The 11,875-nt window shown below is 65.5% G+C and carries 9 protein-coding genes and 1 pseudogene; 2 read left to right on the top strand and 8 right to left on the bottom strand.

The window, feature by feature from the left end:
- Together HT136_RS26450 and HT136_RS25530 are read right to left on the bottom strand one after the other, a co-directional pair.
- A pseudogene (locus HT136_RS26450) lies at positions 1 to 128 on the bottom strand (5-dehydro-4-deoxy-D-glucuronate isomerase); the annotation flags it as partial.
- Positions 129 to 186: 58 nt separating this feature from the next.
- A complete protein-coding gene (locus tag HT136_RS25530; RefSeq protein ID WP_214202588.1) occupies positions 187 to 1,218 on the bottom strand; it encodes a LacI family DNA-binding transcriptional regulator in 1,032 nt (343 codons plus the stop codon).
- A gap of 295 nt (positions 1,219 to 1,513) precedes the next feature.
- Here HT136_RS25530 and HT136_RS25525 point away from each other — a divergent pair, with 295 nt between their 5' ends.
- Positions 1,514 to 2,323 (top strand): 2-keto-4-pentenoate hydratase, encoded by an 810-nt coding sequence (locus HT136_RS25525; protein WP_214202587.1) that lies wholly within the window; start codon positions 1,514 to 1,516, stop codon positions 2,321 to 2,323.
- 52 nt (positions 2,324 to 2,375) lie between these two features.
- Positions 2,376 to 3,683, top strand: coding sequence for an MFS transporter (locus tag HT136_RS25520; protein WP_214202590.1), 1,308 nt, complete (start codon positions 2,376 to 2,378; stop codon positions 3,681 to 3,683).
- A gap of 64 nt (positions 3,684 to 3,747) precedes the next feature.
- On the opposite strand, the gene HT136_RS25515 is transcribed toward HT136_RS25520, so the two are convergent.
- From HT136_RS25515 to HT136_RS25490, 6 genes are all read right to left on the bottom strand, one after another.
- On the bottom strand, positions 3,748 to 4,461 hold the full coding sequence (locus HT136_RS25515; protein ID WP_214202586.1) for a pirin family protein: 714 nt from the start codon (positions 4,459 to 4,461) through the stop codon (positions 3,748 to 3,750).
- Between the two features lie 150 nt (positions 4,462 to 4,611).
- The gene (locus HT136_RS25510) at positions 4,612 to 5,154 is read right to left on the bottom strand and encodes a hypothetical protein (protein ID WP_214202585.1); all 543 of its coding nucleotides are present in this window, start codon (positions 5,152 to 5,154) and stop codon (positions 4,612 to 4,614) included.
- A 144-nt stretch (positions 5,155 to 5,298) separates the two neighbouring features.
- Positions 5,299 to 6,780 carry an alginate export family protein gene (locus HT136_RS25505; RefSeq protein WP_214202584.1) on the bottom strand — a complete coding sequence of 494 codons (1,482 nt, stop codon included), beginning with the start codon at positions 6,778 to 6,780 and terminating at the stop codon, positions 5,299 to 5,301.
- A gap of 52 nt (positions 6,781 to 6,832) precedes the next feature.
- A complete protein-coding gene (locus tag HT136_RS25500) occupies positions 6,833 to 8,548 on the bottom strand; it encodes a methyl-accepting chemotaxis protein (protein ID WP_246544461.1) in 1,716 nt (571 codons plus the stop codon).
- Positions 8,549 to 8,667: 119 nt separating this feature from the next.
- On the bottom strand, positions 8,668 to 10,551 hold the full coding sequence (locus tag HT136_RS25495) for a methyl-accepting chemotaxis protein (RefSeq protein WP_214202583.1): 1,884 nt from the start codon (positions 10,549 to 10,551) through the stop codon (positions 8,668 to 8,670).
- A 196-nt stretch (positions 10,552 to 10,747) separates the two neighbouring features.
- The gene (locus tag HT136_RS25490) at positions 10,748 to 11,578 is read right to left on the bottom strand and encodes a flagellin (RefSeq protein ID WP_214202582.1); all 831 of its coding nucleotides are present in this window, start codon (positions 11,576 to 11,578) and stop codon (positions 10,748 to 10,750) included.
- Positions 11,579 to 11,875 lie beyond the last annotated feature (297 nt).

Genomic DNA, 11,875 nt, shown 5'->3' with positions numbered 1-11,875 from the left:
TGCGAGTAGTTCAGGCAAACCTTGCCCGCCTCGAACATGCCTCCCACCAGGTAACGGTCGCGAAGCTCCTCGTTCGACACGCACTCCATCATGTCCGGATGCGTCGCGTGGTAGGTCTTGCAGAACACGTCTTACTCTCCCGTCTTGTTCTTCGGGGAGTGTTCTAAGGTGCTTTGGTAACCGGTGTCAATGATTGCCTTCAGCCTGCGGGGGAGGGGCGGCGGAATCGCGACGGACGAGGTCGGAGAGGAAGATCGAGGGCTGCGTGGCGGCGTCACCGGGGAGGATCAGCTTGCTGGCTGCGGCACGCGCCATGGCCTTGATCGGCCATTGCACGGTGGTCAGCGGGGGCCAGATGTGCGCGGCGGTGGCGGTGTTGTCGAAGCCGATGATCGAGAGCTGCTCGGGCACCCGGATTCCGGCCCCGAGCGCCTTGTGGAGGAAGCCGGCGGCCATCTCGTCGTTGCTGGCGAATATTGCAGTTGGCGGTGGATCGGCGGCGAGAAGCTGATCGGCGGCGGCCTGGCCCGATTCGAAGCGGTAGGTACCGCGCGCCATGATCGCGGGATCGCATGTGAGCCCGGCGCGGGCCATCCCGTCGGCAAAGCCGATCTCGCGTTCGCGCGCGGAACGAAAGCCATCGGGCCCGGCGATGAAGCCGATCCGGCGATGACCGATCTCGGAAAGCCAGAAGACCGCGTCGGCGACCGCCTGGCGGTCGTTCGAGGCGACGAGATGCTCGCTCTTGTCGAGCGCGGCCGAACCCATGCGCACGACGGTGCAGCCGAGCTGGCGGCACATGTCGGCAAGTTCGTCGTTCTCGGAAATCGGCGGGAGCAGCATGACCCCGAAGAGCCGCTGGCGTTCGATGAAGTGGCGGATATCGTCGAGCAGCGCGGGCGAATGGCGGTCGACGGGGCGCACGACGAGCGCGAACTCGGTGTCGCGGATCGTCTCGAGGATACCTTCCTGAACGCCGAGCACCATCTGCGCGTTGGGATTGTCGTGGATGAGGCCGATCAGGAAATTGCGGCGTAGCGCGAGGGCGCGCGCCTGCGGATTGGGCACGTAGCCCAGATCGGCAATGACGGCTTCGATTTTCTCGCGGGTCGCCGCGTTGAGCAGGGCGGACTTGTTGATCACCCGGCTGACGGTCTTCTTCGAGACCCCGGCGATGCGCGCCACGTCGTTGATCGTGGGTTTCTGGTCCTTCGGCATGCGCCCCTTGCTCGATTGCAATCGTATTACCTTCAAGCCTTGCACCAGCTCGGGCGCAAAGGCAAGCTGACACCGGTTACCGATAACTGCGATGGTTGGCGGACCTTTGCGCGGTGCAAGGCGGCTTTACGTATCCGAATTCATCCGCCTGAAGGTGCCGAGCAAGATGCTGAAATTTAGTATTTTTGCTCCGTGCACGCGGGCTTTGGGTGGACTGTTCAGACACTTGGGATGCAAATGCGATTGCGTATGACACCGGTTTCCTATAGCCAAAAGGCAGGACACATTCTTGGGTATGAGGATCATGGTTGAACACGAGGCACGGCATGTGGCGCAGGCGTTCGTCGAGGCGAGGCGCGGGGCCACGGGGCTGGCGGCCTACCCCGGCGAAGCGCCCGTCGACATGGGCGCGGCATATGCGATCCAGGATATCGCGATGGCGCTCGATGGGCGCGAGGTGGCGGGATGGAAGGTCGGCAAGATCAATCCTCCCGACGACGCGCGCCTGGGCACCAACCGCCTGGCCGGTCCGATCTTCGCCGATACGGTGCAGCCTGTCGGACTTGGCGAAGAGCCGGCGATGCCGGTCTTCGCGCAAGGGTTCGCAGCCGCCGAGGCCGAGTTCCTCCTCCATGTGGCGGCGGGTTGGAACGGTGTCCTGCCGGCGAGCAACGCCGAAGTTTCCGCCTTGCTCGATGCCGTCCACATCGGCATCGAGATCGCGAGTTCGCCTTATCCCGGCATCAACGAAGATGGGCCGCCGGTCACCGCCTCCGATTTCGGCAACAACCATGGCCTCCTGATCGGGCCGGCTCTTGAAGGATGGCCGAATATCGATTTCGACGAGATCGAGGTGCGGCTCGAGATCGGGGGAGATACGGTGGGCGTGAACACCACGGCGAACATGCTCGACGGACCGCTTGGGGCGGTGCGCTTCCTGCTGGAGAACCTCAAGGCACGCGGGATCGACTGCCCTTCGGGAACCTGGGTTTCGACAGGCGCGGTGACGGGTGTTCATCCGGTCACGGTGGGGGATACGGTCCGCGCCCAATTCGCAGGGCAGGGGGAAATCCGCTGCCGTATCGCCGCCGCGAAGGGAATTTGAACGCGATGATTTGACGGCAGGCCAAAGGGCCGCCGTGAAGGGAGACGGAATGATGGATGCAGGTTCCCGGAACGTGACGGCGCAGGCCCAGGGCGCGCCGCTTCGCGCCCCGGTGGGGCGCTATCGCTGGCTGATCGTGGGACTGCTGTTTGCAGCTACGGCGGTCAACTACGTCGATCGCCAGATGATCGGGGTGCTCAAGCCCACGCTCGAGGCCGAGTTTCATTGGAGCGAGAGCGATTTCGCAGGGATCATCTTCTGGTTCCAGCTCGCCTATGCGCTGGGCTATCTCTCGTTCGGCAAGGTCGTCGACGCGCTCGGCGCCCGGCTCGGTTACGCCATCGCCATCGTGATCTGGACGATCAGCCACGTCGCGCACGGGTTTGCCGGCGGAGTGGTGTCCTTCGCAGTGGCGCGCTTTGGCCTTGGTATCGGCGAATCGGGCAATTTTCCGGCGGGCATCCGTGCGGTGACCGACTGGTTCCCGCAGAAGGAGCGCGCGCTCGCGATCGGCCTGTTCAACGCAGGCGCCAATGTCGGCGCGATCCTGACGCCGCTGATCGTGCCGCTGCTGGTGCTCTGGTTCGACTGGCGCATGGCCTTCTTCGTGACCGGCATCTTCGGCGTCGCCTGGCTTGCGGCGTGGTGGGCGATCTATCGCCATCCTTCCGAGCATGGCCGTGTCAGCGCCGAGGAACTGGCCTGGATCCAGCAGGATCCGGCCGATCCGGTCGAGAAGATCGGATGGGGGCGCCTGCTCGTCGTGCGCGAGACCTGGGCCTATGCCCTCGGCAAATTCCTGATCGACCCGATCTGGTGGTTCTTCCTGTTCTGGCTGCCGGGCTATCTGTTCGAGCGCTACGATCTTGATCTGAAAAGCTTCGGCCTGCCGCTTGCGGCGATCTACCTCATCTCCGACATTGGCTCGATTGCGGGGGGCTGGCTGTCCTCCCGACTGATCAAGGCGGGGCGCACGCCCAACTTCGCGCGCAAGACCACGATGCTGATATGCGCGCTGTGCGTTCTGCCGATCTGGTTCGCGCAGTCGATCGAGAGCGTGTGGGGGGCGGTGCTGGTCATCGGTCTTGCGACGGCGGCGCACCAGGCTTTCTCGGCCAATCTTTACACGCTGCCCTCCGACGTGTTCCCGCGCGGCGCGGTCGGCTCGGTGGTGGGCATCGGCGGCACGGTGGGGGCGCTGGGCGGAATGGGCATGGCGCTGTTCGCCGGCTACATTCTCGATGCGACGCATAGCTACGAGGTGCTCTTTGCGATTTGCGCGAGTGCCTACCTGATCGCACTGCTGGTCGTGCATCTGCTCAGCCCGCGGCTCGCGCCGGTTCGAATATCGGCCGGCTGAACGAGGCTGGAGCGTTGACGAATATAGGGGCGGGCCGGTGCAGACCGGCCCGCCCCTTGGCGGTTCAGGCCGCGTCGACGAGGACGATCTCGCTGTCTTCCAGCGCGGTGACGCGGATCGTGGCAAGTGCGCTGATCGCGGCGCCGTCGCGGGCGTTGACGCGCAGTTCCTTTCCGTCCGTGTCGGTGAGCGTGATCGCGCCCGTGGCGGGGACAAGGTAGCCCTTGCGGTCGGCACCGATGGCGTATTCGGAGCTTTCGCCGGCCTTGAGTGTGGCCGCCACGACGCGCGCGTCGGTGCGGATGGGCAGTGCATCGCCATCCCCCTCGTAGCCCGAGGCAAGCGTCACGAACTGGCCCGCGCGGTCGTCCTTGGGGAAGGGGCGTGCACCCCAGCTCGGCGCGCCGCCCTCGCGGGTTGGGATGATCCAGATCTGGAAGATGCGCGTGGTCACGTCCTCGAGGTTGTACTCGGAATGGCGGATGCCGGTGCCCGCGCTCATGACCTGCACGTCGCCCGCCTCGGTGCGGCCCTTGTTGCCCAGGCTGTCCTCGTGGGTGATCGCGCCTTCGCGGACATACGTGATGATTTCCATGTCGCGGTGCGGGTGCGGCGGGAAACCGGTCTGGGGGGCGATGGTATCGTCGTTCCAGACGCGAAGGTTGCCCCAATGGACGCGGGCGGGATCGTGGTAGCCGGCGAACGAGAAGTGGTGCTTGGCATCGAGCCAGCCGTGGTTGGCACCGCCCAGGCTTTCGAAGGGACGAAGTTCGATCATCGCAATTCTCCTTGCGGAGCGGGGGGCTTGTGGGCCGCTCCTGATGAAGCCGTTCTAGCGCCGATGAACTCTTCAGGTCAGAGGTATAAAATCGATCCGACTTTTAGAATTTTTCGAAAAGAAGGCACATCTTGCAATGGCGGCACCGGGTCAGCTGGCAAGCGCGAAATAGAGGGGCCCCAGAAGCAGGAGGAGGGTCACGAGCCCCAGGACGAGGACGCCGAACACGGGGAGGCGCCGGCCGGTCGCGGGGAGGGGGGCGTGATCGGACGCGGGCGCCGGGGCCGGATCGTCAGGGGGCGCGCCATCCACTGGATGCGAAAGGGTGACCATGTCGGGGCCTCGCACCTGGCTGACGAGAGCCAGCTTTTCGAACGAGACCGCTACCCGCTGCTGCTCGATCTGGCGGCTTATCTCGGCAAATTCGGGATCGTCGCCGCCCGGTTCGGGCAGCTCGCCGAGGAGGCGGCCGATCCGGCAGTCCAGTTCGTGAAGGCGATCCACCGATTCGAGGACCGAGCGGCGGTCGCCGTGGCGCAGCGCGAACTGCAGGTGCGTGAGCGACAGACTGTTTGCCCGGAAAAGCTGCATCCCCAGATGCATCTGTCTCAGGATCGTCTCGCTGTCGGGGGAGGAGGCGTCGTGCTCCTCCGGCTTCATCTGGCGTTTGGCCGGGCCCATTTCCACTTCCACACTCCCGCTCGATCGCCCCCTGGTGGGAAGCGCATAAGTTCAATCGGCTTGGCCCGAGAAGGCCCGTGCGATTGAACGAAGGGTGCACAGGGTGGGTCGTCGATAATGGGCCCGGCCGTCGCTTTCAGGTCCGTTGCCGCCGGCTCAGAAGAGCAGGCTGATCCAGCTCGCGACGAAATCGCTGTCCCCGTAGCCGGCCTGTTTCAGGCCCTGGCCCGCGAAGACATGTTCGTAGCGCGTGACGAACTGAATGCGCGGGGCGATCGACCATTGCAGCTGGATGCGCGGAAGCTCGCCGGTCTTGCGCGCGGTGTTGTCCGCGGTCCGGGCGAGTGCGCGGCTGCCGGTGCGGTAGATCGCGTCCTCGACGCTGTCGCGCCACACGAACTCGTATTCGCCCAGGATGCGCAGGTTCTTGGCGGGACGGACCTCGACCTTGGGGGCCAGCGCGATGATGTTGGTGGCCGAGAGGAAAAGGTGGTGCGCGAAAGGCGTATTGGCTCCGAAGGGAGCAATCGCGTTGCGCATCGGCGCGGATGGGGCCAGATCGTTGCTGTTGCCGCCGCCGCCCGAAGCGTAGTTGAAGACGAAGCCCGCGTTGGGCACGAGCGAGCCGAGACCGGTCGGGACGGTCTGGTTGAGGAAGACCTGCCAGGCGCGGATATCGCGGTTGCCGTAGCGGCCCCACTGGTAGTCCGCGGTCCAGTCGATCTGCGCCTTGCCGGCCTTACCCCAGACATGGGCACCAGCGAAGAGACGTTCCTCGCGCCCGCTCGAATCGAGCCAGGTCAGCGCGCGCTGGCGCAGGCGCCAGAAGAACGGATCGACGTAGAGTTCCGAACCGCCGAGCGCGGTCTTGGGCAAGGCAAGACCCAGCGTCACGCCGCTGAAACGAGTGGCGTGGTCGGTCGTGTCGTCGCCCAGCGCCTCGCTGCCGTAGAGGGTCGGCTTGAGGTCGAAGGCATCGATGCGCGCGCGGCTGAAGCGGGCCCAGGCGCGCACGCCGTTGAGCGTGTAGGGGATCGCGTTGTTGTCGCGCTGGCTGACGAGCAGGCTCGATCCGTCGAAGAACTCCTGACGGCCATAGCGGATGCCGGTGTCGACGCCGGCGATTTCGCCGGTCGCCTCGACGAAGGCCTGCTGGAGGACGAGGTCGTTGGCGAGGTTCGTCGCGGGCGTACCGATGTTGTGGCCGGTGGTGGAGGCGTGGGCGATTTCCCCGAAGAAGCGCAAGTGTTCGGTCACGTGCAGGTCGGCCCCGGCGACGACGCGCAGGATGTCCTGGCGCTGGTGCTCGCCTTCGACGAGGCCGGGATTCGCGGTGTAGTTGGTGCGCGCGCGGATTTCGCCCGAGAAGCTGAGGTAGACCTCGGGCGCGAGCGCGACATGCTTGAGGCGGTCGAGCGGATCGTCGCAGCGTTCGGGATCGGCAAGCGAGGTCCAGTTTTCGGCCCAGCGCGCGGTGGCGTAGCGGTTGATCACGTGGCCGTCACCATCCGCCAGCGGCGGGTAGGGCGGCGAGACCTGCTCGCTGGGTTGCGCCGCGACGGGGGTGGGCAGCGCTTGCAGGGCGCAACCGATCAGGAGGGCCGGAATTGGCCGCAAGGCTTTGAAACGTCGTGTCATGGTGGAAGGTACCCGCTGTTGTTGATTTCGTTTTCGGGGGATCGGGGCGCGCTCAGGCGACCCGGAACTGGCGTGTCTCGTCGCTCAGGCGCGAAACTTCGTCGGTCAGGGCGCGTGCGGCGGCCGAAGATTCCTCGACCATCGCGGCGTTCTGCTGGGTGGCCTCGTTCATCGCGCCGATCGCCGAGGTGATCTGCGAGACGGCGACCGAGGAGGCGGTGTTGTCCTGGGTCACGGAATCGAGCAGGTCGTGGACTTGCTGGACACCCTGGGTGATCGTCTCGAAGGCGCCGTCGACCCGTTCGACCGCATCGACCGCCGAGAGGATGCCCGACTGCGTCACGGTGAGCTGCTCGCGCGCGGTGCGCGCTTCCTCTTCCGAGCGCATGGCGAGCGCGGAGACGAGATCGGCGACGACTGCGAAGCCGCGCCCTGCCTCACCCGCACGGCCTGCCTCGACGGCGGCGTTCATGGCGAGGACGCGGGTCTGGAAGGCGATCTTGTCGAGGCCCTCGATCACGCTGTCGATGTCGGTGGCGCTACGCGCGACTTCGCGCATGACCTCGACCGCGTCGCGCGCGGTGTCGCGCCCGCCGCCGACCGCGACGATGGCTTCGTTGGCGCGCTCCACGGTGGCGCGCGCGGCCGAGGAACCGTTGCGCAGGCGCTTGTCGATCTCGACCAGCGTGGCGGAAGTCTGCTCGAGGCTGGCCGCGTTGTTCTCGGTGCGGCGCGCAAGGTCCTCGGAGGCCTGGGCGATCTCGTGCGAACTGCCGCGAATGGCCTGCGAGCTGGTGATGGCCGCGCCGATCAGGCGACGCAGGATCGCCAGCGTCTCGTTGTAGTTGCCGCGAACGCGGGCGAACGAGTTCGGGAATTCGGTGGTTATCTCGGCCGTCAGGTCACCCTTGGCGAGCTGGTCGAGCCGATCGGTGAGCACGGCCATGACCTCGCGCTGCTCCTGGTCGGCACGCTCCTTGGCGATGGCGGTGTCGCGGAAGACCACGAGCGCGCGGGCGATGCCGCCGATCTCGTCGGGGCGCTCGGTGCCCTCGATGGTGATTGTGTTGTTGCCGCGGGTAAGCTCTTCCATCGCACGGGTCGCGTCCTCGAGCGGACGAAACAGGCGCTTGGCGATGTTCATGCACAGGCCCCCGGCGATGGCGGAGACGAGCAGAGCACCCAGGATGAGCTTCCAGGTGAGCGAGGTGATGCCGGCGTAGAAGATGTCGGAGGGGACGCCGATGTAGAGGACGCCGATGACGTTGCCCTGATCGTCCCGGATCGGATCGTAGGCCGCGAAATAGGGGGTTCCCAGGATTTCGGTCTCGCCGCGAAAGGGCTTGCCGTTCTTGAGAACCGCTTCGTAGGAGGCGCCGGGGGCGAGCTTGGTACCAACCGCGCGGCCACCTTCGGGCTTCTGGACATTGGAGGCGACGCGCATGTCGCCCTGGAAGATCGTGGCTGTGCCGCCCACCAGCGATTTGATCTCGTCGACCACGGCGTTGTTGTCGTTGAGGAGTGTCTTGCCGGCGTAGATCTTGCCGTCCTCGACCCGGAAGGGCTGTCCGTTCTGCTTGAGGACGGACCAGGCGACGCGCATGTTGACGTCGAGCTGGTCGGCGCCCTGTTCGCGCGCGGCGGTGCCAAGTGCAACGCGGGTCGCGATGAGGAGAATGAGGGTCAGGCAGGCCAGCGCAATGACCGGCATCAGCGTGACCTTGGTGGAGAGGTTCTGGTTTTTCAGGAAACTGCTGTGAAGGGTCATGGCGGGGGCCTTTCGAAGATGTGAGAATGGGCAATTCGGATGGGGTGCGGCCCGACCGAGGCCGGGCCGATTGGCGCGGAAGGGCAGGGACCACCCTTCCGCGCCGCCGGGTCACCTCGTCAGAAGTCCACCCAGTCGTCGTCGCTCGCCGCGAAGCCGGGCTGGGGCGCGGCCATCGGGGCAGGGGCGGAGGGTGCCGCCGGAGCGCGGGCCGGAGCCGGCCTCGCGGCCACGGCCGGACGGGGCGCTGCAACGCGCGGGGTGTGCGAGGCCAGCGAACCGGTCCCGATGCGGAAGGTCGCAGCGCGTTCGGACAGGCCACTCACTTCCGAGTTCAGGTTGCGCGCAGCGGCCGAGGTCTCTTCGACCATGGCGGCGTTCTGCTGCGTGGCCTGGTCCATCGTGCCGATCGCGGAGCTGATCTGCGAGATGGTCGAGGACTGGGCCTGGTTGTCGCTGGCAATTTCGCTCAGCAGCGTGTGCACTTCGCTGACGTCGCCCGAAATGTTCTGGAGGGCGCCGTCGACGCGCTGGACCGCTTCCACCGCGGTGCCGATGTCGGCCTGCGTGGCGGTGAGCTGTTCGCGGGCGCGCTTGGCTTCTTCTTCCGAGCGCATGGCGAGCGCGGAGACGAGGTCGGCGACGACCGCGAAGCCACGGCCCGCATCACCCGCACGGCCCGCTTCCACGGCCGCGTTCATGGCCAGGACGCGGGTCTGGAAGGCGATCTTGTCGAGACCTTCGATGACCGAGTCGATGCCCTTGGCGCTTTCGCTGACGCGGCCCATGGCCGAGACGGCGTCGTCCGCGATCGAACGGCCCGAGTTGACCACCGACATCGCGCCGTCGGCCCGCTGCACGGTGCGTCCGGCCGCTTCGGCGGTGGCGTGGAGACGCTCGTCCATCTGGGTGATGGCGGCCGAGGTCTCCTCGAGGCTGGCCGCGTTGCTCTCGGTGCGACGCGCCAGGTCTTCGGAGGCCTGGGCGATCTCGTGCGAGCCGGTGCGGATGGCCTGGGCGCTTTCGGTCACTGCGCCGATGAGTTCGCGCAGCGAGGCGAGGGCGCCGTTGTAGTTGGTCTTGAGTTCGGTGTAGGCGGGCGGGAAATCGGTCTCGATGGTGCGGGTGAGATCGCCTTCCTTGATCGCCTGGAGGCTGGAACGCAGCGCATTGGTCACCGTCTGCTGCTCGGCGGCAACGGCAGCATCCTTGGCCGAGCGCTCCTCGGCGGCGGAGCGGAAGTGCTCGAGCGCACCGGCGATCTCGCCGACTTCGTCCTCGCGGTCACGGAACGGCACGTCGACGTGCTTGCCTTCGGCGAGCGCAGTCGTGGTCTGCACGATCTGGCCCAGCGGGCGCGCGACGTTCTGGTTGAGGAAGAGCCAGACGGCAACGTTCATGCCGATACCGAAGATGGCGAGGAACAGGGCGACCAGCTTCGAGCTGGCGGCCTTGGCCTGCGCTTCTTCCGAGGAGTGCGTCGACTGTTCGCGCAGGGCGTCGATCAGCTTGTTGGCCTCGGCGATCGCGGCGCGCGAGTCGATGCGTCCCTGATCCTTGATGAGGTTGAGAGCTTCGCTCGCACGTCCCTGGTCAACCAGCGCCATTGCCTGCGAATTGTGCTCCTGGGTGATCTTGATCTGCGAGACGAGAGCGTCGTACTGCGGGTCGAGTTCTTCCAGGCCGAGCTGCTTGAACGCGCTCAGAGCGGCGTCCAGTGTCGCGTCGTTCTTCTTGTTGAGGCCATCGACCATTTCGCGCTCTTCGGAATCGAGCGAGGTCGTGTAGCTGTAGACCTGGATCCGCATCTGCTTGATGCTGGAGATGGTCTCGGTGAGGGCGGACATGCCCTCGAAGCCCTTGGTGTGCTGGCGCTCGACGATCGAACCGAGCTGGCCGGTGCTGGAATAGTCGTCGTAGGCGACGACACCCAGGATCAGGCCGATGAAGGAAAATGCGGCCCATAGCTTCCAGGGAAGGCGTAGGTTGTTGATAAAAGCCATCTGAATCTTTCCGGATTTGGCGCGCCCGCGGAGCCGCCGGAGGCCGAGGAAAAGGGATGAGGGTGTGGGGAGCTGTCGCGACGCGTTCGGGAAGGATCGGCACGCGAAAAAAGAAGGGCCGGAATGGTCACCCATTCCGGCCCTTTCCGAAAGAACGGCCTTCCGGACCCCGAAAGGCGGAAGGGCCGTCACGGACTTACTGGAACAGCGACAGGATCGTCTGCGGCGACTGGTTCGCGATCGACAGAGCCTGGACACCCAGCTGCTGCTGCACCTGGAGAGCCTGCAGGTTGGCCGATTCCTTCGCGAGGTCGGCGTCGACGAGATTGCCGATACCGGTCGTGATGACGTCGCTCAGGCTGCTGGTGAAGTCCAGCTGGCCTTCGATCTGACGCGAGCTGGCACCGAGGTCGCTGAGGTAACCGTTGAGGGTGTCACCCAGCGTGTCGAGCGTGTCGACGGTGGTGGCAGCGGTGGCCGTGTCAGCCAGGTCGGTTGCACCGTCCATGGCCGAGATCGTGGCATCGGCTTCGAGGTCGATGTTGGCGACATCGAGCTTGTTGCCGGTGTCGAGCGTCATCAGCGAGCTGACCGAACCGCCGCCGGTCGACAGCAGGTTCACGCCGTTGAAGTCCGACGAGCTGACGATCGAGTCGATCTGCGACTTGAGGCCGTCGTAGTCCTTCTGGAGCGCTTCGAGGCTCGCGGTGTCGGTGTCGGCAACGCCGGCTGCTTCATAGGCCTTGGACTTCATGTCGTTCACGAGGTCCGAGATCTGCTCGACGCCCGAAATGGCCACGTCAACGGTGCTCTTGGCGGTGTTGAGCGAGGACGTCACGGCGTCGAGACCGCCCAGGTCGCCACGCAGGGTCTGCGCGACGGTGTACTTGGCCGAGTCATCCTTGGTCGAGCTGACGGCCAGACCGGTGTTGATGCGGTTCTGGGTGGTTTCGAGCGAAGCGTTGGTTGCGTTGAGCGACTGGAGGGCCGCCATCGCGCCCGAGTTCGTCTTGACAGAAAAAGCCATCTTTTATCTCCTTCTTGGATTGAAAGGTCGATTCTGCGACCTGGACTGCACTCTTGCGGTCCCTTGGTGAGCGCTTGAGCGGTCACGATTCCATTCTAGGAGAGGCATCCGGGGCGACGGTTCGGGTGCCCATATTTTTTCGCGGTTTGGTGTGGTTTGTTTCGCGATTTCAATGTTTTGTATCAGTATGCGGCCGACACGAAAAAGGCCCTTCCCGTAATGGGGAAGGGCCTTTCACCGCGCCGCATGATGGTGGGCGCAACCGCAATCGATTCCACGTTGTTGACCGTGGTCGGG

The organism is Novosphingobium profundi (assembly GCF_018491765.1).
Classification (GTDB): domain Bacteria; phylum Pseudomonadota; class Alphaproteobacteria; order Sphingomonadales; family Sphingomonadaceae; genus Novosphingobium; species Novosphingobium profundi.
Note: the sequence above shows the minus strand (reverse complement) of the source record. Positions and strands in the feature narration are given on the sequence as shown.

Coding starts and splice junctions, on each gene's coding strand:
- HT136_RS25500 (WP_246544461.1), bottom strand. CDS start 8,548: ATGACCCTTCACAGCAGTTTCCTGAAAAACCAGAACCTCTCCACCAAG.
- HT136_RS25490 (WP_214202582.1), bottom strand. CDS start 11,578: ATGGCTTTTTCTGTCAAGACGAACTCGGGCGCGATGGCGGCCCTCCAG.
- HT136_RS25525 (WP_214202587.1), top strand. CDS start 1,514: ATGAGGATCATGGTTGAACACGAGGCACGGCATGTGGCGCAGGCGTTC.
- HT136_RS25520 (WP_214202590.1), top strand. CDS start 2,376: ATGGATGCAGGTTCCCGGAACGTGACGGCGCAGGCCCAGGGCGCGCCG.
- HT136_RS25495 (WP_214202583.1), bottom strand. CDS start 10,551: ATGGCTTTTATCAACAACCTACGCCTTCCCTGGAAGCTATGGGCCGCA.
- HT136_RS25505 (WP_214202584.1), bottom strand. CDS start 6,780: ATGACACGACGTTTCAAAGCCTTGCGGCCAATTCCGGCCCTCCTGATC.
- HT136_RS25530 (WP_214202588.1), bottom strand. CDS start 1,218: ATGCCGAAGGACCAGAAACCCACGATCAACGACGTGGCGCGCATCGCC.
- HT136_RS25515 (WP_214202586.1), bottom strand. CDS start 4,461: ATGATCGAACTTCGTCCCTTCGAAAGCCTGGGCGGTGCCAACCACGGC.